The following is a 20,789-nucleotide window of genomic DNA, read 5'->3' as shown; positions in this document are numbered from 1 at the left end:
CCTCCGCATGCAGCAGGGCTGACTGAAGAAGCGTTTGGCTCGATTGCAAGTTCATGAGATTGCTCGAGGAGTTACTAGGGAAGGCGCTAGTCGCCCATCTGCCAGTGATAATTGATATCAGGTTCATCTTTTGCATTCCTTTCAAGGATTGAAAGGCCGTGGCAAATACGCTATTTACTTGGTGTCTTAATTCCAATGTTAAAATAAGCCTCTGCCCATGCCTTATGGGTGGAGGTTTTCTTTAGGCGGACTTGCGGCTCTCCAGCCAATTCGCGATTGCGCTTTCTGGCCAGGCAACAGCTTTCTTTGTGAGGCGTACAGGGCGAGGAAATTCACGGCGGTTCATAAGATTGTAAATTGTGCTGCGACTTAGACCAGTCATCGCTTCTACAGCAGGACGGCGTAGGTATTTTTCAGGCATTTAAAACTCCATGGCATTGGGTGGAACACTTCCTGAAATGTGCCAGAGTCATGGATGGAGATCTGCAACAACAAATTGCCATTTTAGAGTTATTTAAAATTGCAGATTGGAACCCACATGAGCTTGGTTGACCCCTGCCGACAACGTCATGCCGGTGATCAAGCCAATCAGGGCCGGGGGCGTATCACTTCATAAGTTCGCAGCGGAATTGAACGCGCGGAGGATCAAAAACTGCACGGGGGGCAGATGGTATGCAGCAACCGTGTGGAATATTTTGGCGACAGAAAATAGAGTTGAGTTGCAGGTAGGCCATGCGCCTGAGAGCCTTCTCTGCTGCATCAGTAACAGTTGAGGCAGATGCGTTTCCCACAACCTTCCCATCCACGCCAGGTCGCTTCCAGCTCCCGAGCACCCAGGTGAAGCTGTGCGCGTCGATCAGTCTTGCTGCCTTGGAACTGGGCACCAGCGGATGCCGAGAACAGTCAAGCTGCATAAGCTGCAGTATCAATGGTGCGGTTACGCCATTGTCAGCGGCCACAAGCAAAGCCAGATCAACGATCTGCTACCGTGGAATTACGACAAATAGGTGAGGGCGGCGCACCGCTTACGCTAGAGGATGTTCGAAAAGATCGGGATGAGTGGCGCAAGCAAGCCCAAAGGTAATCCCCCCTAAAATTAGTGGTGTTCAAAAGTAGAATTTTCTCGGCAAGATATCTGAGGAGATTTACGATGAAGAACGGACGATTTAGTGACGCACAGATCATGGCTGTCTTGAAGCAGGCGGAGGGCGGCGTGCCGGTCTCTGAGCTATGTCGGGAGCATGGCATGTTTTATAAATGGCGGGCCAAGTTTGGCGGTATGGACGCATCTTTGGTTGCAGAGATGAAGGACATGGCCGAGCAGAACCGTCGCCTAAAAAAGATGTATGCCGAGATGAGTATGCAGAATGAGCTGTTGAAGGAGGCCTTGGGAAAAAAGTCTTAAGGCCGTCTCAGAGGCGAGAGATGGCCATGAAGGTGGTGGCATTGCATGGCGTCAGTGTCGCGCTGGCCTGCCGCACATTTCAGATCAGCGAGACCTGCTATCGGTACAGTCCCATCTTGAGCGATGAGAACGAAGAGATCGCTGATTGGTTGGAACGTTTGACGGCCAACAAACGCAACTGGGGCTTTGGCCTTTGCTTTCTGTATCTGCGCAACGTGCAGGGCTATGGCTGGAACCACAAACGCGTCTACCGCATTTACTGTGAACTGGAGCTGAACCTGCGGATCAAACCCAAGAAACGGTTGAAGCGGGACAAGCCGGAGCCGCTGGCCGTACCTGACAGGCCTAATGAGACTTGGTCGATGGACTTTATGGCGGATCAACTCGCGGATGGCCGGTCGATCAGGACGTTGAACGTACTTGATGACTTCAACCGCGAGGGTTTGTGCATCGAGGTAGACTTCTCACTGCCCGCTGAACGCGTCGTGCGGAGCCTAAACCAGATCATTGAATGGCGTGAAAAACCCAATGCCATTCGTATTGATAATGGCCCCGAATATGTCAGTGGAAAGCTCATGGAATGGGCTGAAAAACAAGGTGTTAGGTTGGAATATATCCAACCCGGAAAGCCCCAACAAAATGCCTATATCGAGCGCTATAACCGCACGGTTCGAGGCGAATGGCTCAGCCAATACATCTTTGAAACTATCGAGTAGGCACAAGACCAGGCGACTGAATGGCTCTGGACTTACAACAACGAGCGACCCAACATGGGTATCGGCGGCATCACCCCCGCCATGAAACTGAAAACAGCCGCGTGAATTCTACGGCTGAGCCCCATTAAAAATGGGGGGATTACCCAAACACTGGCTCTAGCACCGCCTTCCAAAGAGGACAAAGGACGCGTCCTAGGTTTCCTGTGGAAGAGGTAAACCACACACTCTGATCAATCATCCTTGGAAAAATCTATTCGCCCAAAATCTCTGCGAGAAATTGCATCATTGTGGTATTCGGCCATCGAAAAAGATTTTAAAACTGAGCGTGTATCTAGATCCACCAGGTCAGGAATGTTGCTTTCAGTCACAGAGCATTCCAACGCAAAATCAAAGGTTTTTATTCCACGGATGTTTGCCGCCGTTATTTCAACCGTTACTGAGAACGGGCTTTCTTTATGAGGATCAAACGTGCCGACTCCATCAAATGACCATGTACGCCCATGCCTAAAGTCAGAGCATTGAAACTGGATTTCCTCGCTCTGATGATCAGGTTTTTGTATGAAGGCAACTTCATGTCGATCCCTTTGAGGTCGGAGACTTTTTTGAAGGTCAAAATGAGGTGAATTTAATCTGTGTGGGTCAGGCTGTGGCGCAAAAGGTGGGAAAACCCCACTTATCACAAGTTTATCATAAATTGATCCACCTGAAGACTTAATAGAAATTATCAGCTCCTCAGCTTGCACGTTCCCTAAATTTTTAACTTCAAGATAGAATGGAAATTGGGCGTACAGGTTTTCCACTGCTTTGTGTAATCTAGCCACATACGTTGGAATGGTAATCCTGATATACTTAGTATGTTTGCCACTATATTGATCATCATAGTTGGGGAGCCCAATATTATACGCATTTCTAGCTTGCTCCTGTCTAGGACTACGGCTCACTAACTGATGAGTCAGTGCACGTTTTTCATCGTCATCAAGAGGCGTCACACGGTAGGCGTTGAATGGACTTTCGACACCGAAAGACAACGACACATCCATCTTGGGTTCATTATCTTCTAGCTCTCTCACTCTTTGCGTAAGCCGAGTTACATCTTTATCTTTGGGGTGTGGTTCAGGATCAAGAAGCCAGCCTTTGGGTAACTTCCGACAGGATAGACCATGACTTGACGCTAAAAATATTGGATTGGTATCCTCACTTAGTAGTGTTTTTCTTTCGTTTGGAATCCCAACCGCATGAAGAATTTGAGCAACCACTTTATGGTCGCCTTCTTGAGGGTCGAGGTCATCTAAAGCGGTCCAATCTATACGACTGCATCGAGCAATACATATTGATACTTGAGGAGAACCTTCGATTATAACCTCAGGGATACCACTTTCGGCAGCAGGTGCGATTATTCTGTTGAACTCGCGCGCTCGCTTACCCAGCCTGCCATCTCTCTTTCGTTTATCAATCTCTGTATTAATTTGTGGCACAACCATCACAAGTATGCGCCCCATGTTGTCGAGATCTGACCATGGAAGTTTTTCAAGCGGTTTGCACTCAAGTGCAACCATGCTGTCGATAAAAATTATCGTGGAATAATCATTGTGATCAAATACTTCTGCCATGTCTAAATATGCGGTAGCTCTAATCCATGCTCACTAAGAGCAACCTGTATAAATTTGCTCAAAACATCAGGCTCCATCCATGTCTTTTCTAGCAGTTGTTCAACCCATGAGAGGATTTTCTCATGGCTGTCACATCGGCTCAGTTCTATATCGTACTCGTGGATTTGATCGCCATCCGGACCAATATTCACACTTATGACAATGTATCCTTTGTCGATAAAAACGGCCTTGTCCATGCGCTCTCTATGCAGTCTTGCCAGTTCTCTAATCTCATCGAGATTGCCTTCACTCATGTCATTCTCTCAACTTATGATTGCTTTGTAATGTTATATAAGACAAGCGATGCGCCGCCGTCACCTTCCTTGTGATCGCCTGATCTGAGATTCAGCCCTAATGGATGGATTATCAGGGAGTTTCTCCATGGAGCGCTCAACGGAGTTTCTCAGTAACATTGATATGATTGTGGGGCCACGCGGTCACCGCCGGTGGCCGGATGCGGTGAAGGCGCAAATTGTGGCCGAGACGCTGGCGGAGGGTGCCTCGGTGGGCGCAGTTGCGCGGCGGTATGACATGCGGGCCAATCATTTGTCGGAATGGCGGCGCATGGCGCGTGAGGGCAAGCTGGTTCTGCCCGCTGTTCCTGAGGGGCCAAGCTTTGCAGCATTGGTTGTGCGCGACGATGTTGAGACGGCACCTGAACCTGCACCACCGCCATTGGATCTGATCTGTGGCAGCGTCCATGTGCGATTGGTCGCAAACACATCAGCAACGCGCATTGCCGAGATTGTCCGTGCCTTGAATGCGCCCTCATGATGTTCCCTTCGAACCGAGTGCGGATCGTTGTGGCCACCAAGCCTGTCGACTTCCAAAAAGGTCATGACGGGCTGGCAGCGCTGGTTAAGAACGAGTTGCGCAAGGATCCCTTCACTGGGATTGTATTTGTGTTCCGCTCGAAACGCGCAGATCGGCTGAAGCTGCTGTATTGGGACGGCACCGGGTTGGTCATGGCTTATAAGCGGCTCGAAGAACACACCTTCATTTGGCCTGCCATCAAGGATGGCCTGATGGCCCTAAACCACGCCCAGTTTGAAGCGCTGTTCTCGGGATTGGACTGGCGCAAAGTAAGGGCTTTGTCAGTGCGTCCGCCGACTGCGGCAGAGTGAATCAGGCCGTCTTTTGCAGGGGTGCTGAGGTGCAGGAAATGGTAGTCATTCCCCATGTCAAAACCTGCCGATCTCCCTAATGATATTGAGGCCCTCAAGGCGCTGCTTGCCGCCTCAGAGGACCGCAATCTGCGCAAACAGGATCGTATCGATCAGTTGGAGAAACTGGTTGCTGACTTCAAGCGGGCCCTGTTTGGCGCTCGGTCCGAGAAGGCCGATCCCGAGCAGTTTGAGCTGGCGCTGGAAGACATCGAAACGGCGATGGCGGCGGTCCACGCTGAAGATGACGCGGTGGATCCACCTGCATCGCGCCCGACAAATCCGCGCAATACCAACCGTGGCTTACTCCCCAAACATTTACTGCGTATTGAAGAAGTGATTACGCCCGATAGCATGACCTGCGGCTGCGGTGCTGAACGCCATATGATTGGTGAGGATACGTCTGAACGATTGGACATCGTCCCCGCCCAGTTCCGTGTGATCGTTACCCGCCGACAGCCGGAATACACTGTTGCGACGGGGCGCGTCGCGAACTGATCAGTGTGGTAGTAAGGAAAATCTAGGCTACTGCGCGAAGGACCTCAGAACTTGAAGTCCCTCCCATCAAGCCAACGCCTAAATTCGGCAGCATCATCCGATGCGATATCTGGTAGTTTTGGGAGTGGATGACCATTTCGAACCGCATTTTCCAATGCGTTTGGATCAATGTTGTGACTGGCGGCGATGGCTTCAATCAAATCTCTTGTCTTCCCATAAAGTTTGCCACTCTCTCGCATCTCTTGTGCCTGAACTTTAAAGTCCCTCACTGCCATGCCAAGTTTTGAGTACATATGTCTAGCGATAGCAATGTCTGGAAACGCTTCAGCGATAGGTCGCCCGCGCTTTTTTTTGGCAGGAACGAGTTTCCCCTCAATTAGAAGTGCAAGCTCTTGCCTGACACCGGAGGGTAATGGTTGATTACTCCGCAGCAGAGCAAGCAAATCAGTTTTGTCGCCTACAGCGGCTTTCCAAACGGCTCTCTTTGAAATCTCTTCTTGCCATAATTTGTAAAGAGGCGTCATTTTAAAGCACCGCCGGATACCATATCACTGAGCAATCCCAACACCATCATTTGTGTAAGTTGAAAGAAACTCAGCCCAGCGCTGCATGATGATCCTGCGTTGATCTAGATAGTCCGTTCGGCGATACGCGCGCTCCACGCTGCCGCCAACCTTGTGGCCGATAGCCATTTCAGCAATTTCGTAGGGGGTGTCGGTCATTTCTTCTATCCAATCCCTGAAGCTGGAGCGAAAGCCATGGGGCCGTGCCGTCATGCCTCGCCGCTCCATAAGTCGCGACATTGTCGCATCTGATATGACGCCCTTTCGGATGCTCGGAAAAAGAAAGCCGTCTCGTCGATTGGTACGCGCTAACAAGGCTAGCGCCTCCTTTGACAGAGGAACTCTGAAGTCAACGGTTGCGCCTTTGCGGCCCTTTATCAAATCAGCGGGGATAGTCCAAATATCGCCAGCAATTTCATCTTCATGCATGAAGCGTAGAGACTTAGACCGAACCCCGGTTAGCATTAGCAACTTCAGTGCTAAATGCGTGCTCGTGCCCTCATTCAAGCTGGCGTAAAACTCTGGAACGTCCCGCCACATCATTGCGGGGATATTTTTCGCTACGTGCCGCTGCTTGCCCAGAAGGGCACGCGCCTTTTCGACTGCCTGAAGGTCCACATCCAAGCCCAGCGCGGCAGCATGCTTCAAACATATTCCAAGACGATTGATAGCCTTCCTAGCGGTATCAGCTTTTTCTTGCCAGATTGGCGCTAGAGTATCTCGAATATCTAACTGCCCTATCTCCGATACTTGCATCTTGCCTAAGCGGGGCAACACATGCAGCTCAAGTGGCGAAAACCAACGCCCCGCTATGCCATCGCCCTTCAGTTCAGCCTTGCGGCTTTCAAAGGCGTCAAGGGCAACGTCGCGTAGAAGGTGCAATTGCCGCTCTTTAGCCCGCCTTTCCGCTTCACGCTCTTTGATTGGATCCAGACCAGATCGCACAACTTCCCGCCATTTTCGGGCGTCATCGCGTGCGCGTTTTAGAGTGACTTCTGGATAGGGACCAAGTCCCATTTCCCGCCGTCGGCCAAACAATTTGAAATAGAGGAGCCACTTGCCCGCGGAAGCACTTCGTTTGTGAAGCCAAAGATTGTCACCATCACCATATTTTCCCGCAGGGAGGCCGGGCAACCTTGCTGCTATAATCTTATTAGACTCTCGCATTTTTCGTTAACTCCCCCTTTCAGCCCCATCGCCAGCCCCATCGATGATATTGTATACTGGGGCATATAAGGGCACAAGCAGGAAGAATAACTAGAATATAACATATTGATTAATTACAATTATGGAACGAGACGGAACATCATGGATCGACCGTTCAATGCCTCTTCTGGGCACCATTTTATCTTACAATCCAATGATAGCCGTCAGCATTCTTTAGGAAGCTTCGGACGCGTACAGCGGATCGACACCGTTCTCATTTATCCAAGCACGGCATCTACCGTATTGAGCGACGTTCTAACGCGCCATTCCACCCCAGACGAACAATCAGAAACCGGTTTCCCCTATGGCTTTTGAAGCAACCGCTTTGCCACACTGGGCAGGATTCCACCTTCCCGGAGATAGCGGAGCTCCTCTGCGGTATCCACGCGGCATTGAGCGTTAAACACCATGCGCACGGCCCCATCCGGATTGATAACAGAGACCGAAACCTGCTGCATTGGGCCTAGCGTGTCGCATCCTGCCTCGATGGTAAAACGGTCTTCGGTTAAGAGGCCGAGCGATTTTCGACCCTCCCCTTCCGAGAACTGCAACGGCAGCACCCCCATCCGGACAAGGTTCGATCGGTGTATCCGCTCAAAGCTTTCTGCAATCACCACACGAACGCCAAGAAGCCGGGTGCCTTTGGCCGCCCAATCCCGTGCAGAGCCTGCACCGTAAAGCTCACCCGCGATGACCACGACCTGTTCGTCGCGCGCCGCATAGGCTTGCGCGGCATCGAATACCGTGGTTTCGCAGCCCTCTGGCATCACCAGCGTACGGGGGCCGATGCCATCGACCATCTCGTTCCGTATCCGCAAATTCGCGAATGTCCCGCGCGCCATCACATCGTGATTGCCCCGCCGGCCGCCGTAGTTGTTAAAGCTCCCTTGCTCTACTGATCGGTCCAAAAGATACGCCGCGGCTTCGCTGTCGCTGGCGATGGTCCCAACCGGAGAGATATGGTCGGTTGTCACCGCATCCCCGAGGATCAGCAGCGGGCGGGCACCCTCCAGGATCTTGCCCGTCCCCGCGAAATGCGCAGGTAGATCAAAGAACGGCGGGCGCTGAATATAGGTGCTTTCGTCCAACCAGCCAAAGGTGTCACCGCCGACGACATCCAGTGCTTCCCAGTTGTCATCGCCCCGTGTCACATCACTATAGGACGCGGTGAAACCCTCCTGTACGACCACTGTGCGAAGTAGGTTGTCGATCTCTTCGGCGGAGGGCCAAAGATCGGCAAGGCTGACCGGTTTCCCATTGGGGTCGATGCCGACAACGGATAGATCGGTTCGCATCGTCCCTGCGATGGCATAGGCGACAACCAGCGGCGGCGAGGCAAGGAAATTAGCCTTTACCAACGGATGGATACGCGCCTCGAAATTGCGGTTCCCGGACAGGACGGCCGATACGCATAAATCGCCATCGGTCACCGCCTTTGCCACGTCCACATCGATTTCGCCCGAGTTGCCGACGCAAGTAGTGCAGCCGAAGGCCGTCAGGTTGAACCCAAGTGCGGAAAGCTCAGCATCAAGGCCAGCGGCGCGAAGGTAATGCATCACAGCGCGCGAACCCGGCGCGAGCGAGGATTTGATCCGGGGGTTTACCGTCAGCCCGCGTTGCCGCGCACTCCGCGCCAACAAACCGGCAGCAATCATCGCCTCGGGATTTGAGGTATTGGTGCAGGAGGTGATCGCAGCGATGACAATGTCGCCGTCTGAAACGCCGATTTCCGTCCTGACTTTGCGGCCAATGGCCTCGTCCACGACGGCCGGGATCGCATCAATATCCCGACCCTGTTCCGGGCGTGAGGGACCAGAGACAGTGCGCCGAACAGTGGACAGATCAAAATCCATCACATCGTCAAAGCGGGGACGCGCCAAGGGATCAAACCACAGACCGGTGCGGTGGCAATAGTCTTCTACCGCTGTGACCCGGCCGCTATCCCGCCCGGTGAGGCGCAGATAGTCGATGGTTGATTGATCGATGGGGAATAGCGCGGAGGTGGACCCGAATTCAGGGCTCATGTTCGCAATCGTCGCGCGGTCCGCCACAGAAAGCGCAGCAACCCCGGGGCCAAAGAACTCAACGATGCTGCCCACCACACCAAAACGCCTGAGCGCGGCAGTCAGTGTCAGGGCAAGATCCGTGGCAAGCACACCCGGTGGCAGCGTTCCCGTCAGGTGCACCCCGATCACCGGCGGGACCAACATGGAAATCGCCTCGCCCAGCATGACCGCTTCGGCCTCGATACCGCCGACACCCCAGCCCAGTACGCCAATGCCGTTGACCATTGTGGTATGACTGTCGGTGCCGATCACGGTGTCGGGAAATCGCCACCGCACACCATCTATATCGCGCGAGGATACAACGTCGGCGAGGTGTTCGATGTTAATCTGATGGATAATCCCGCGTCCCGGCGGAATCACTGTCAGGTTATCCATCTTCTTTTGCGCCCATTTCAAAAAGGCAAAACGTTCCTCGTTCTCGGCGAATTCTCGTGCTTGATTGCGCAGCAGCGCATCCGTTCCACGCGAATGGTGGGCCATGATGGAATGGTCGATGATCAGATCGGCGGGCACCTGCGGGTTCAGCGTGCCGGGGTCTATGCCCTGCTCTCGGGCCTTGTCGCGCAGCATTGCCATGTCGATCAACGCAGGCATGCCGGCGCTGTCCTGCATGATAACCCGCGACGGATGAAAGTTTATTTCGACGCCGTGGGCGTTACCGCAAGCGAGCCTTTCAAGCTGGTCTTGGGTGATGCTTTCGCCATTCTCGTGACGGGCAAGGTTTTCAAAGAGAAGCTTGATGCTAAGGGGCATATCGCCCAGCGACGGGAAAAGCGTTACGGCCTTTGGTAAATCGATGAACCGTGTACCTGCTGTTTCGGAGATCAGATCAAAGCTGTTCATTCTCATCCCTTGGGGTCCTGCTTGAACGGTAAAACGGGGCGATCCGCGCAGATCAAATCAAAATACAACCCGCGCGGATCGGAGTGAAATTCAGGGTTCTTTACCAAGAAAATCAATAAATCGCCCCGGACGCGAGGTCCGGAGCAATCTGTTACTTCTTCTTACGTGAGAGGAAGATATCTTTGTATTGCGAATTGAACTCAAATTCGTTGTTCAGATACTCCACCGTGTCCTCGGCAGAGAGGAACTGCGGCGTGATCTGGACCTTGGCGTATTCAGTTGCCAGCTCGTCACTTTCACCAAGTTCCGCCAGCGCCGCTTGCAGCGTCTCGACGACATTCGCGGGCGCTTCTGGTGGCAACGCTACCCAGAACAAGCGGTCAGGCATCGCAACGTCGATCCCTTGTTCTTGGAAAGTCGCCACATCCGGCAAGCCGCTGAACCGCTGCCCGGCAGGGGTGCCAAGCGCGCGCATATCACCGCTTTCAAGATAGCTTTGCACCGCGCCGACTTGCACTTCGGACACATCGACGTGCTGGCCAAGGATGCTCACGATCTTCTCGCCGATCCCGCCAACATCAACGTTATGCATCTCGACGCCTGCCGCCTCTTCAAACGCAGCGGCGTGGACATGGGTTTGGCTCCCAAAGTTGATACCGTTTTTGACCGTGCCTGGGTTGGCCTTTGCGGCTGCGACCAGTTCTTCCATATTTTGGTAGGGTGAACTGCCCGAGGTCACCCAGATCGACCCTTCGGACAGGCCGACAGAGCCAAGCACCGTCAAGTCGTCAAAGGCAAAGTCGATGGCACCGGTCAGCATGCTTCCCAACACGCCGGAGTGGTGGAACAGCATGGTGTAGCCATCCGGATCGGCCTGATAAACCTTGGTCGTGGCAATGCTGCCAGACGCACCTGCCACGTTCACCGGCACGACTGTGCTGCCCAGAACCCGCTCAAGCTGGCCTGCAAAAAGACGGCCCACAAGGTCGCTGTCACCGCCGGGGTTGTAAGGGATCACAAGCTGGATCGGCTCGGACGGGTATTCTTGCGCTGTCGCCGATCCGGCGGCAACAAGGCCAAGTGCCGGAATGGCCGCTGCGGCGAGTATCTTTAGTGTCTTCAGTTTCATGGTTCTCTCCTCCTGTTAATTTGGTTCAGTCAGCTTTGGACAGCCGGACGAAATCGTGTGTAGAGCGCGCTAAACAAAGGCAGCGCGATAAAGATCATCGACAGCACCAGAAAGGTGCCGCTGATCGGACGTGCCAGAAATTCGGTGTAGTCGCCCTTGGATGCGGTCAGGGCGCGGTAGAAGTTAGTTTCGACGATAGGCCCAAGGATGAACCCCAGAACCGCCGGTTGCAGCGGGAACCCAAAGGTCCGCAGGGCAAAACCCAGCCCGCCGAACATCACCATCGACCACACATCAAACGCCCGGTTATTAAGCCCGAAGGCACCAACAAAGCACATCACCACAACAAGCGGCATCAGCACGTTCTTGGGGGTTCGCACAATGCGGATGAACACCGGCATCAGCGCAAACATGAAGGCGGCCATGGCGACCGAGGCGACAATAAGCGAGGTGAAGATGCCGTATACCAACTCTCCCTGCGTCAGAAAAAGCAGTGGACCGGGCTGGACATTGTTCATGATGAACGCACCCAGCAGGATCGAGGCCACGGTGTCACCCGGGATACCCAAGGCCAGCAATGGTACCAGCGCGCCGCCAATGCAGGCGTTATTCGCGCTTTCCGATGCCACGACCCCATCAACGATACCGGTGCCGTATTGATCGCCCCGGCGCGACGTCTTCTTGGCGGCAAGATAACCGGTAAGGCTGGCGGTGCTGACACCAATCCCGGGCAGAATACCGATGCCGGTGCCAACTGTGGCGGCGACGAAAAAGGTGCGGATGTTCCCGACCACGTCAGCAAGCTTGAGCCCGACCTCCTTGATCGCCTTGCCCTGCTTGCGCAGGGTGGCGCGCGCCGGTCCGTTGCCCGCGTCGTGTAGCAGTTCCGAGATTGCAAATAGCCCCACCAGGAACGGCACCATGGCAAAGCCGCTTTGGAGGTCCACCTGCCCGGCGGTCAGGCGTTCGATCCCGCCGACGGGGCTCATCCCCACCATGGCCAAGGCAATCCCGATTACGCCACTGATGAACCCCTTGACCATCGACCCGGCACTGAGACTGGCAATCAGGGACAGCGCAAAGAACGAGACGGCGAAATATTCGAACGGTGTAAACCGCAGTGCGAAACGGGCAAGCATCGGCGCAAAGACGGCCAGCACAATGATGCCAAACACGGTCCCAAGAAACGAGAACAACACCGCCGCGCTCAGGGCCTTTTTCGCCTCGCCCTTCATCGCCATCGGATAGCCGTCAAACAGGGTCGCGACCGAACCGGGTGTACCGGGCAGGTTCATCAGGATCGCTGGTATCAGCCCGCCCGAAATGCCGCCAATGAAAAGCCCGCATAATAGCGACAGTCCGTGCAAGGCTGGCATGGTGAAGGTCAGCGGCAAGCACAGGATCAGGCCCATCGATGCCGTCAGACCGGGCACAGACCCAAAGACGATGCCCAAAGCAACCCCGCCAAAAACCAGAAGGATACAGTAAATATCGAGTGCGGCTGAAGCGCCCTGAAGGAATACGTCAAACATTACATGCTCCTCACAGGATGCCTTGGGGCAGCGGCATAGACAGCCAGTGCCAGAACATCAGATAGACAGCCACGGGAAAGGCTATGGCGATGATCACTGTGCGGATGGGTTTGAAAGCCCCCGCGTCATAGGTAAGGATGTAGCACTGCACAAAGATGTAGATCACCGAGGTCAGCACAAATCCGAGCCATTCGAACACAGCGGCCGCCGCGATGATAAGAGCCGCCGTAGCGATCAGACGGCCCGGATAGGCGAACCGCCGTTTGTGCAGCAATTCATCGTCATCGGTGCCGCCCGCAATTGCAGCCAGACCTTTGAGCGGCACGAAGGTCATGATCAGCAACACGACGCTTAGCCCGCCCAAGATCAAGGCGACCAGTCGCGGCGCAAGGCTCATATCAAGACCGGCAACCACGGTCTCTCCGGGACCGGGTAAACTCGTATACATCGCAATCGCGAAAAGCAGGATGACTGCACCGCTGATCCCGTCGGTCATTTTCTTTGTCATTTCAGGCTCCTCCCAAAAGCACTGCCAAACGTCTACGCATGTCCTGTCTCACCGGCATCATACAGCCGCCGTCGTCCCTAACATCTTGTAAATCGGTCTGAAAAGTATTGGTTCATCTCATGCCACCCGATAGCTTTCCGTCGCTGTCCCGAACAACGCCTGCGCTGTCTCCCGCGCGATGGAACAGGCCACGCGCCGCAGGCTTTCCTCGGTTGCTCCGCCATAGTGGGGCGTCGCGATAAACGTCGGTAAGGACAGCAGCGGGTGTGTAGGCGCCGGTGGTTCCTGTTCGAAAACATCCATCCCCGCCGCACCTATCTGACCAGTTTCAAGGGCTGTGGCCAGCGCCACCTCGTCCACGATTCCACCTCGCGACGTGTTTACCAAAATCAAGCCGGGCTTGGCCTGCCCCAGCACCGCCTCAGAGATCAGGCCGGTGGTTTCAGGCGTGCGCGGCAGGTTGATGCTCACGAAATCACAGGCTGCGAAAAGATCGCCCAGCGTGTCCGCGCGAACGACATCGTCCCTTTCCTGCCAGAACTCGGCGGGAATTTTCGGGTCGTAGGCGACGACCTCCATCTCGAATGCGTTGCGCAAGATATCTGCGGTCATTCGCGCGATCCGGCCATAGCCGACAAAGCCCACGCGGTTCCGGAAAAGTTCACGACAGCCCTTGCCCTTGCGCCCCTCTGCCCAGCCATCATTGCGGACAAGGTGATCTGCATAGACCACCCGACGGGCCGCCGACAGCATCAGGGTGACCGATAGTTCAGCAACCGATTGGGAATTCTCGAACGGCGTGTTGAGAACCACAATCCCGCGCTCGCGGGCGGCAGCTACATCAACAGAATCGACCCCGGCCCCGTGTCGCCCAATAACCTTAAGCCGTTTGGCGGCGCGGATATCTTCGCCCGGCAAATCCATACCGCGCAGGATCACCGCGTCCGCCTCTTCGCGCCAGTTGTCCATCCGTGCGTTGTCCCACGTGACCACGTCCAGCCGCGCGTCGGCCTTCAGAAACGCGACCGCATCGTCATGGATGGGCGAGCGTAGGAACACTGTTTTGCGCGCGTCATTCATGGGCAGCATCGATGATCTCGCAGCCCGCTTTGGCCAACGCAGCATCAACCCAGCTTCGGTCGAGGGTCCCATCATTGGCCGCGGCCACCTTGGCCTGATCCTTTTCGGACAAGGCCTGACCGGCGGCCAGCACGGCCTCGGCGTCCGCGCGCGGAACGATCACAACGCCATCGTTATCGGCAAGGACAACATCGCCCGGGCTGACCACGCATCCCTCGAACGAGATCGGAACGTTGATCTGCCCCGGTCCCTGCTTCATCGGGCCACCCGGACGGGTACCCGTGGCATAGACCGGCAAATCAAGATGATCGAGGGAGTCCAGATCGCGGATCGGTCCGTCAAAGACAATCGCGGCGACCTTTTTAAACTTGGCATAGCTGAACATGACCTCGCCCATAAGAGCCTGAGTCTGGGCACCACCATTAGAGACAATGATTACATCGCCCTCTTGCGCCATATTAAGCGCCTTGTGAATGGCGAGGTTGTCGCCCGCGCTTACTTGCACCGTCAGTGCCACGCCAGATACGGGACCGGCAAGACGGGGGCCTTGTAGGCGCGTGCTTGCCGGCAAGGAATTCAAACGGTTCATAACGTCCGCGACGTTCGCCGATGGCAGTTCGCCCAAGGCTTTGACGACCTCAGGGGTGGGAAGCTTGCGTTTATTGAACACGCGGAAGCCGACGCTCATCGTGAATTCCTCCAGTTTATTATGCCCGGTCTTTTCGACGCGGGTGCCGATGTTGAAAGAAACATTGCAAAAGGCTTTAATAATTACAATTTCATAATTATCATGAATTGATAACTTGGAGGCATCATTGGATTTTCGTGATCTCGTTTACTTTCGAACCATTGCCGAGCTGGGGCATATGGGTCAGGCAGCCGAACGGCTATTTCTAACCCAACCCGCCCTGACCAAGGCAATGCAACGGCTTGAAGAATCTATCGAGGGAAAGATTTTCCTTCGGGAGGGGCGTGGCATCGCGTTAACCGAGCTCGGGCGCGTTCTGCTTGAGAGAAGCAAAGTAATCGAGCAGATGATGAACGCCACCCACGGCGAGTTGCGCGGTTTTGCACGGGGGGAAGCGGGCCATATCCGTTTTGGATGCGCCCCGACACTGGCCAAATATTACCTGCCCGAGATCATGCGCCAGCTGCTGGACCAAAGCCCCGGCGTGACAATCGACCTTGAAACGAATGTCAGCGGCCCCCTGCTCAAGGCGCTGCGGGAACACCGACTGGACGCTGTGCTGACCCATGTTACGGGTCCGATCGACGGGTTTCACGTGACCCCGGTGATGGATGACGAGGTTGCAATCGTCGCCAGTTGGTCACATCCCCTCGCGGCCCGCGAGGTGCAGGTGCCGGACCTCACACATTACAACTGGGTCCTGCCAACGAAATCAGCCATTTTGCCTTGGCTACAGGACCTGTTTCAACGGCACGGCTGCCCAGCCCCAAAAGCCCAGGTAAAGGCGACATCGATTCTGTATCTCCCCTCACTTATCGGGGGCACGCAGCTGCTAAGCCTTCTGTCCACAAAGAACCTAAAGGACGATGTCACGGGGCAGCATCTTACCGAAATCAACGTCGCAGGTGAGCGGCTTCGCAGGTCCTTCGCGTTTGTCTGTCGTGACCCTGCAAGTCTCTCTCCGGCCACGCGGTTGCTGTTCGACATCATCCGCGATTCCACAGCTCCACGTGTGGACGGGTTGGATCAGATTAACTTGTGAACTGTATCTCTAGTCGGAATTTATAGTTTCTTTTCGCCAGTTGTTTTGGGGCCTTTGAAAAGCGTCTTGCCCGTTTGACCGCCGCGATGGCGGCGGCGTCTAGTTCTGGCTGGCCAGAGCTGCGGGCCAGACCTACGTTCAACAGCGCGCCATCGTGCCCCACCGATACCACCACAGTAACGACCCCGGTTTCGCCGCCACGGGGGCGCCGCTTTGCACGGTCGATTTTGGCGCGAATGGACGCGCCCCATGCCGCGACCAAAGACTGCTTTTCAGACTTTGACAGGTTCGAATGGGCCGAGGTCTGGCGGTTTCCTGCATTGGATGTGCCGCCCGTCCCCGCCGCAGTCGCCGCTTTGGACGGTGTCGAGGTCGCCTGCGCCGGCTGCTTTTTGACAGGTGCCGGCTTGGCAGGCTTCTTGACCGGCGGCTTGGGCCTTTGCGGGGGCTTTATCTCGGACAGGGGATGAACAGGGGGGTCGGGCGGCGGCGGCGCGGCTTGAACAACGGGCACGTCATCCAGCGCGCTTGGGTTTTGCAGCATCTGCGGCAGTGCGATTGGCGTGGCGACAGTCGCCTCCAAAACCGGCGCAACGGGGTCAGCCAAAACGGGTTCGGGCGGTGTCAGTTCAACGCTTACCTCGGCGACCTCCGGGGGCGTTTCCCATGCTGTGATCAGATCACCATAGCTTTCGGGGGCGGCGACCATCGTCATCAACCCGCTCCCCCCAGCACCCGCCGACGCTGCAGCCCCATCGCTGGGTTTCGCCCAAAAGGCGGCGACGTGCAGGCCGACAGCAATCAGCAGAAAAATGGCACCGTTGATGAACACACGTATCATGGCTGGGCCGTTTCAACGCGTGTCGTCAAAAAGACATTGGTGATCTCGCGCGCGGCAAGTGTCTTTAGCAAGGTGGGGATCAGCAGGGCATCTGCCCCCCCGTCGGCCCGGATGGTAAGGGGTGGGCGGGCATCTGATCCGGTGCAGATGACATCGGCACAAAGATCGATATACGCCAGCTCAAGCGCGTCAATCGCTGCGGCCTCGCCAATGGCGTCGCGAAAGGCAATATCGCCCGTGGCGTTGATATAAAGCGTTAAGGCGCTGTCATCAGGCGCGTCAGAGGACGCAGTGGGGGGGATAACCTCGAACGGGTCAGGCGGGGCGATTTGCGCGGTCATCAAAAAGAAGATGAGCAACAGAAAAACCACGTTAATCATCGGAATAACGTTTTCTTCACGCGGCTTACGCTGGCTATGCTCGCTGAAATCCATGGGTTAATCCACCACCACAACCTGCGTGAAACCTGCATCCCCCAGATCGCCAAGAATTTGCACCATGGTTTGTAGCTTTGCACCGCTCTTGGGGCGCAAAATGATTGTGTCGGAGGGTTTCGAGGTGAGCTCGCTTAGCTGAGCAGGCAGCGCCTCTCGCGCGACTGTATTGCCGTTTAACATCAGCCCATCCGCCGTGATATCGATCAACCGTGGCGGGCCTTCGTAGGCAGATCCGGAAGACCCACCCGCAAGGCTCAGCGGGAATTGCATATCCATGCCAAAGCGCGAGGCCAGCATAAAAAAGACCAGCAACAGGAAAACCACGTCAATCATGGGGGTCAGCGATGGGGTGCGACGCTTGCGTGCTTCAGCAATTTGCATGGGTTCACTCTGCCGCCAGCCCGGTTGACGCCTGCGATATTTCCTGTGCGCGCGTGGTTTGGAAAATGCGCGTTCCGATGTCTTCCATCTCAAGCCGCAGCCGGTCCGTGATGCTTTCAAACCACGTCAATGCGACGGACGCCGGAATGGCGACAGCCATGCCCGCCGCTGTGGTCAGCAATGCCTCCCAAATGCCACCGGCCAACATCGACGGGTCGGCCCGCGCGCCAGCCTCTTGCAGCGCTTGAAATGCGGAAATCATACCCAAAACGGTGCCCAGCAACCCCAGCAGCGGGGCAATGTTCGCGATCAATTCCAACGGGCGCAACCCCGCACGGGCACGGGCCAGACACAGTTTTGCGACCCGAAGTGTTTCGTCTTGCGCTGTTTCACGGTCAAATTCAGGGTTGGAAGACGCTTGAAATGCGGTGCGGGCAAATCGGGCGCGAATGGTTCGGCGGTTACGAAGGTCAGCCAATACAATGTCTGAATTGCCATCTTGCCATGTGGTAATTGCCCCCTCGACCCGGCGGCCACCTGTCCACGCACCCAGCCAGATAAGATCCCAAATCTTCCAAAAAATAAGGGCGACCGTTATTACTGACAAAGCGGCGATAGCCCAAATCGAAGGGCCGCCAGCCTTTAAGAACGCAATCGCGGATAGAGTAGCATCGGATAATGGCGCGAAATCCAACATCAGTAAGCATCCTTAACTTGATGGCTGGCTGATGTGGCTTGCCTCTACCTGTGGTTTATAATCTTGATTGTTTTTGTCAAGTAACTCACGGCGCGCTGGCAAAAACCCTCTCAGACGCGCGCCAACATACGTTTCCGCGACTCGCACAAAAAAACCGGGCCCATAAGGCCCGGCTTGGTCGCGGTTGCGATATTAATCAGAATTCGCGGCTGAGTGTCAGGGAAATAACCCGTCCCTGACCTTTGGTGCAGCCGTAGCTGTCATAGCAAAGGCCCTCGTAATCCTTGTCGAACAGGTTGTTCACATCAAGGTTCACCGTCATTTCCGGCATCTCGTAGCTTAGGCTCAGGTCAGCCAGCGCATATCCGTCGGTTTTGCGACCATTGCTTTGGGTTGCATAGAACGAGGACACATAGCGCACCCCTGCCCCGACCGTCAGACCTTGCACAAAACTGGCCGCGTCATAATCGAACCACAGGGCAAGCTGATGGGGCGGTGCCATCGAATTATGGTTACCGATCAGCGCGGTGTTCGAGGATTTGCTAACCTTCGAGTCCAGATAGGCATAGCTAAACACGCCTTCTACGGCTTCGTTCAGGCGCCCGCGTGCCTCAAGCTCAAGGCCGCGCGAACGTACCTCGCCGGTTTGGGTAAAGCTGGACCATGTCGTGTCTCTTGTATCGTATTCCTTCACATTGGTCTTGCTTAGGTCGAACACAGCCGCGCTTAGCATCAGATCGGCAGACGGTTGATAGCGCAGGCCCGCCTCCCACTGGGTGCTCTCGGAGGGGTCAAGCACATCACCGGCAAGCGTGTTACCAACGTTCTGGGTGAACCCTTCGGTATAGCTCAGGTACGGGGTCAGACCGTTGGCAAATTCATGGGTGACTCCGATCATGCCTGTTGTCGCCTCGTTCTTTTGACTGCTTTGGGTCGAGGCGACCAGATCGTCGATGGTGGTATCAAACCGGCTGTGGCGCAGACCCATGGTGATCTTGGTGCCCGTGCCCAGATCCAGATGATCTTGCAGGTAGAAACCTGTTTCGCCGTACTCCGTGCTTTTTCTGGAACCAAGGGCGGGGTCAGCAACTGCGAAATCCAGATTTGGATCGCTGTAGGGCACCGTGTACATCGTGTAATCAAGGTACTGTGTCACATCATAGCGCGATGTTTGGTGATCCAAACCAACGGTCAGCGTGTTCTTGGCAGCACCAAAGGACGTCGTCCATTTCAGGTGGTTGTCGATACCAAAGGTTTCCGCATCTTCATCATTCGAGAATGCGTAATAGCTTAGCCCGCTCGCGGACGCCGAAGAATAGTCCAACTGCGCATAGTCGGTCGTTTGATGCGCATAGCGGAAGCTTTGGTTAAAGGTCAGGTTCGGTGCAAAGCTGTGCGTGAACTCCCAGCCAATCGTCTCTTGCTCTGTATCAAAGTGGTTATAGGCCGACTGCTTGAGGTTATAGCCCTCGGGCAACGTGCCCCATGCGCTGTCAACGTCTTCGCCGTTCACCGGTGAAAAGATCAGCGGTGTCAGCGAATCCTTTTGGATGTGGCCCAGAATCGTCAGCGATGTGTTGTCAGTCGGTGCCCATGTCAGGCCCCCAGCAAGGAAACTGCGGTCGTCGGCAGAGCGATCAACCTCGGTTTCACCGTCCCGTACCAGCCCCGTGATGCGCGCGGCGACTGTGCCTTCCTCATTGATCACGTTCGACCAGTCGAAACCGACCAAGGCCGACCCGTTGCTGTCAAAGCCGATTTTACCCTTGGCCAGTCGCCCAAACACCGGACGTTTGGTGACTAGGTTCACCATACCGCCCGCATCGTTCGAACCATAGAGCACGCCCGCTGGACCGCGCAGAACGTCAACACGTTCGATCATGTAAGGGTCAGTCGTAAAGCCGGAAAAGTTCAGCACTTTTTGCGGAAGCCCGTCGCGGTACAGCGAAGAAGACCCCATATCAAAGCCACGGATGGCGAATTGGTCGAACCGGTTGTCCATACCCCATGTCGACGGCAACACACCGGGGACATAGGCAATACTGTCTTCGACCTGACGCGGCGCGCGGGATGCAAGCTCTGTCGAGGTCACGACCGAAATGGATTGCGGCACTTCGGCAAGAGGCACACCGGATTTCACGCCGGTTTCGGTCGCAAGCGCGAGGTAGCCGTCGATTTCGCCCGAATAGGCAAGTTCGTTTTCAACAACAATTGGCAGCAGGTCGATGACATCTTCTTGCGCGTGGGCAGGAAATGTGGCGGCCAAACTGACCAGTGCGGTTTGGCACAGCAGTTTGGGTCTCGTTGGCAAACGCAACGATTGACGGATATCAAAATAGGTCATG

At 55.3% G+C, this 20,789-nt stretch carries 19 protein-coding genes and 2 pseudogenes; 5 read left to right on the top strand and 16 right to left on the bottom strand.

Going from position 1 to position 20,789, the window contains the following annotated elements; genetic code table 11:
- Positions 1 to 241: 241 nt before the first annotated feature.
- Entirely contained in the window at positions 242 to 421 is a 180-nt protein-coding gene (locus WNY39_RS10545) for an AlpA family transcriptional regulator (RefSeq protein ID WP_342845517.1), read from the bottom strand.
- A gap of 729 nt (positions 422 to 1,150) precedes the next feature.
- Here WNY39_RS10545 and WNY39_RS10540 point away from each other — a divergent pair.
- Positions 1,151 to 2,226: pseudogene (locus WNY39_RS10540) on the top strand (IS3 family transposase).
- A 125-nt stretch (positions 2,227 to 2,351) separates the two neighbouring features.
- Here WNY39_RS10540 and WNY39_RS10535 read toward each other — a convergent pair.
- Together WNY39_RS10535 and WNY39_RS10530 are read right to left on the bottom strand one after the other, a co-directional pair.
- A complete protein-coding gene (locus tag WNY39_RS10535) occupies positions 2,352 to 3,731 on the bottom strand; it encodes a hypothetical protein (protein ID WP_342845515.1) in 1,380 nt (459 codons plus the stop codon).
- 2 nt (positions 3,732 to 3,733) lie between these two features.
- Positions 3,734 to 4,024: a hypothetical protein gene (locus tag WNY39_RS10530; RefSeq protein WP_342845513.1), complete on the bottom strand. Its 291-nt coding sequence runs from the start codon at positions 4,022 to 4,024 to the stop codon at positions 3,734 to 3,736.
- A gap of 127 nt (positions 4,025 to 4,151) precedes the next feature.
- Between WNY39_RS10530 and WNY39_RS10525 the strand changes: the two genes are divergently transcribed.
- The 3 genes and pseudogenes from WNY39_RS10525 to WNY39_RS10515 form a co-directional block, all read left to right on the top strand.
- Entirely contained in the window at positions 4,152 to 4,544 is a 393-nt protein-coding gene (locus WNY39_RS10525; RefSeq protein WP_342845511.1) for a transposase, read from the top strand.
- On the top strand, positions 4,541 to 4,894 hold the full coding sequence (gene tnpB / locus WNY39_RS10520; protein WP_342845509.1) for an IS66 family insertion sequence element accessory protein TnpB: 354 nt from the start codon (positions 4,541 to 4,543) through the stop codon (positions 4,892 to 4,894). Before WNY39_RS10525 ends, tnpB begins: the two co-directional genes overlap by 4 nt.
- Positions 4,895 to 4,948: 54 nt before the next feature.
- Positions 4,949 to 5,401 (top strand): annotated as a pseudogene (locus WNY39_RS10515) (IS66 family transposase zinc-finger binding domain-containing protein); the annotation flags it as partial.
- A gap of 74 nt (positions 5,402 to 5,475) precedes the next feature.
- Here the strand turns inward: WNY39_RS10515 and WNY39_RS10510 are convergent.
- The 8 genes from WNY39_RS10510 to WNY39_RS10475 form a co-directional block, all read right to left on the bottom strand.
- Complete coding sequence (locus WNY39_RS10510; RefSeq protein WP_342845507.1) at positions 5,476 to 5,955, bottom strand: hypothetical protein; 480 nt, start codon at positions 5,953 to 5,955, stop codon at positions 5,476 to 5,478.
- Positions 5,956 to 5,979: 24 nt separating this feature from the next.
- On the bottom strand, positions 5,980 to 7,161 hold the full coding sequence (locus WNY39_RS10505; RefSeq protein ID WP_342845505.1) for an integrase arm-type DNA-binding domain-containing protein: 1,182 nt from the start codon (positions 7,159 to 7,161) through the stop codon (positions 5,980 to 5,982).
- A gap of 341 nt (positions 7,162 to 7,502) precedes the next feature.
- Positions 7,503 to 10,109, bottom strand: a complete 2,607-nt coding sequence (gene acnA / locus WNY39_RS10500) for an aconitate hydratase AcnA (protein ID WP_342845503.1) — start codon at positions 10,107 to 10,109, stop codon at positions 7,503 to 7,505.
- A gap of 151 nt (positions 10,110 to 10,260) precedes the next feature.
- Positions 10,261 to 11,238, bottom strand: coding sequence for a tripartite tricarboxylate transporter substrate binding protein (locus tag WNY39_RS10495; protein WP_342845501.1), 978 nt, complete (start codon positions 11,236 to 11,238; stop codon positions 10,261 to 10,263).
- 29 nt (positions 11,239 to 11,267) lie between these two features.
- Positions 11,268 to 12,770 (bottom strand): tripartite tricarboxylate transporter permease, encoded by a 1,503-nt coding sequence (locus WNY39_RS10490; RefSeq protein WP_342845499.1) that lies wholly within the window; start codon positions 12,768 to 12,770, stop codon positions 11,268 to 11,270.
- A 10-nt stretch (positions 12,771 to 12,780) separates the two neighbouring features.
- On the bottom strand, positions 12,781 to 13,278 hold the full coding sequence (locus WNY39_RS10485) for a tripartite tricarboxylate transporter TctB family protein (protein WP_342845497.1): 498 nt from the start codon (positions 13,276 to 13,278) through the stop codon (positions 12,781 to 12,783).
- Between the two features lie 117 nt (positions 13,279 to 13,395).
- Positions 13,396 to 14,367 (bottom strand): hydroxyacid dehydrogenase, encoded by a 972-nt coding sequence (locus WNY39_RS10480; protein ID WP_342845495.1) that lies wholly within the window; start codon positions 14,365 to 14,367, stop codon positions 13,396 to 13,398.
- Complete coding sequence (locus tag WNY39_RS10475; RefSeq protein WP_342845493.1) at positions 14,351 to 15,046, bottom strand: RraA family protein; 696 nt, start codon at positions 15,044 to 15,046, stop codon at positions 14,351 to 14,353. The genes WNY39_RS10480 and WNY39_RS10475 overlap by 17 nt, the downstream gene beginning before the upstream one ends.
- A 127-nt stretch (positions 15,047 to 15,173) precedes the next feature.
- On the opposite strand from WNY39_RS10475, the gene WNY39_RS10470 reads away from it, so the two are divergent.
- Entirely contained in the window at positions 15,174 to 16,088 is a 915-nt protein-coding gene (locus WNY39_RS10470; RefSeq protein WP_342845491.1) for a LysR family transcriptional regulator, read from the top strand.
- Here the strand turns inward: WNY39_RS10470 and WNY39_RS10465 are convergent.
- From WNY39_RS10465 to WNY39_RS10445, 5 genes are all read right to left on the bottom strand, one after another.
- Positions 16,078 to 16,929 (bottom strand): TonB family protein, encoded by an 852-nt coding sequence (locus WNY39_RS10465; protein WP_342845489.1) that lies wholly within the window; start codon positions 16,927 to 16,929, stop codon positions 16,078 to 16,080. The two genes, WNY39_RS10470 and WNY39_RS10465, sit on opposite strands and share 11 nt — an antisense overlap.
- Positions 16,926 to 17,363, bottom strand: coding sequence for a biopolymer transporter ExbD (locus tag WNY39_RS10460; protein WP_342845487.1), 438 nt, complete (start codon positions 17,361 to 17,363; stop codon positions 16,926 to 16,928). The genes WNY39_RS10465 and WNY39_RS10460 overlap by 4 nt, the downstream gene beginning before the upstream one ends.
- 3 nt (positions 17,364 to 17,366) lie before the next feature.
- Positions 17,367 to 17,747, bottom strand: a complete 381-nt coding sequence (locus WNY39_RS10455; protein WP_342845485.1) for a biopolymer transporter ExbD — start codon at positions 17,745 to 17,747, stop codon at positions 17,367 to 17,369.
- Positions 17,748 to 17,751: 4 nt separating this feature from the next.
- The gene (locus tag WNY39_RS10450) at positions 17,752 to 18,444 is read right to left on the bottom strand and encodes a MotA/TolQ/ExbB proton channel family protein (protein WP_342845483.1); all 693 of its coding nucleotides are present in this window, start codon (positions 18,442 to 18,444) and stop codon (positions 17,752 to 17,754) included.
- Between the two features lie 196 nt (positions 18,445 to 18,640).
- The gene (locus WNY39_RS10445) at positions 18,641 to 20,788 is read right to left on the bottom strand and encodes a TonB-dependent siderophore receptor (RefSeq protein ID WP_342845481.1); all 2,148 of its coding nucleotides are present in this window, start codon (positions 20,786 to 20,788) and stop codon (positions 18,641 to 18,643) included.
- Position 20,789 lies beyond the last annotated feature (1 nt).

The sequence above is a fragment of the Sulfitobacter sp. AS59 genome (genome assembly GCF_038899995.1).
Classification (GTDB): Bacteria; Pseudomonadota; Alphaproteobacteria; order Rhodobacterales; family Rhodobacteraceae; genus Sulfitobacter.
The sequence above is the reverse complement of the archived record's forward strand: the minus strand, read 5'-3'. Positions and strand labels throughout refer to the sequence as shown.

Bases quoted from the DNA above. Each gene is read 5' to 3' on its own strand.
- WNY39_RS10545 (WP_342845517.1), bottom strand. From the start codon at position 421: ATGCCTGAAAAATACCTACGCCGTCCTGCTGTAGAAGCGATGACTGGT.
- WNY39_RS10535 (WP_342845515.1), bottom strand. From the start codon at position 3,731: ATGGCAGAAGTATTTGATCACAATGATTATTCCACGATAATTTTTATC.
- WNY39_RS10530 (WP_342845513.1), bottom strand. From the start codon at position 4,024: ATGAGTGAAGGCAATCTCGATGAGATTAGAGAACTGGCAAGACTGCAT.
- WNY39_RS10525 (WP_342845511.1), top strand. From the start codon at position 4,152: ATGGAGCGCTCAACGGAGTTTCTCAGTAACATTGATATGATTGTGGGG.
- tnpB (WP_342845509.1), top strand. From the start codon at position 4,541: ATGATGTTCCCTTCGAACCGAGTGCGGATCGTTGTGGCCACCAAGCCT.
- WNY39_RS10510 (WP_342845507.1), bottom strand. From the start codon at position 5,955: ATGACGCCTCTTTACAAATTATGGCAAGAAGAGATTTCAAAGAGAGCC.
- WNY39_RS10505 (WP_342845505.1), bottom strand. From the start codon at position 7,161: ATGCGAGAGTCTAATAAGATTATAGCAGCAAGGTTGCCCGGCCTCCCT.
- acnA (WP_342845503.1), bottom strand. From the start codon at position 10,109: ATGAACAGCTTTGATCTGATCTCCGAAACAGCAGGTACACGGTTCATC.
- WNY39_RS10495 (WP_342845501.1), bottom strand. From the start codon at position 11,238: ATGAAACTGAAGACACTAAAGATACTCGCCGCAGCGGCCATTCCGGCA.
- WNY39_RS10490 (WP_342845499.1), bottom strand. From the start codon at position 12,770: ATGTTTGACGTATTCCTTCAGGGCGCTTCAGCCGCACTCGATATTTAC.
- WNY39_RS10485 (WP_342845497.1), bottom strand. From the start codon at position 13,278: ATGACAAAGAAAATGACCGACGGGATCAGCGGTGCAGTCATCCTGCTT.
- WNY39_RS10480 (WP_342845495.1), bottom strand. From the start codon at position 14,367: ATGCTGCCCATGAATGACGCGCGCAAAACAGTGTTCCTACGCTCGCCC.
- WNY39_RS10475 (WP_342845493.1), bottom strand. From the start codon at position 15,046: ATGAGCGTCGGCTTCCGCGTGTTCAATAAACGCAAGCTTCCCACCCCT.
- WNY39_RS10465 (WP_342845489.1), bottom strand. From the start codon at position 16,929: ATGATACGTGTGTTCATCAACGGTGCCATTTTTCTGCTGATTGCTGTC.
- WNY39_RS10460 (WP_342845487.1), bottom strand. From the start codon at position 17,363: ATGGATTTCAGCGAGCATAGCCAGCGTAAGCCGCGTGAAGAAAACGTT.
- WNY39_RS10455 (WP_342845485.1), bottom strand. From the start codon at position 17,747: ATGCAAATTGCTGAAGCACGCAAGCGTCGCACCCCATCGCTGACCCCC.
- WNY39_RS10450 (WP_342845483.1), bottom strand. From the start codon at position 18,444: ATGTTGGATTTCGCGCCATTATCCGATGCTACTCTATCCGCGATTGCG.
- WNY39_RS10445 (WP_342845481.1), bottom strand. From the start codon at position 20,788: ATGACCTATTTTGATATCCGTCAATCGTTGCGTTTGCCAACGAGACCC.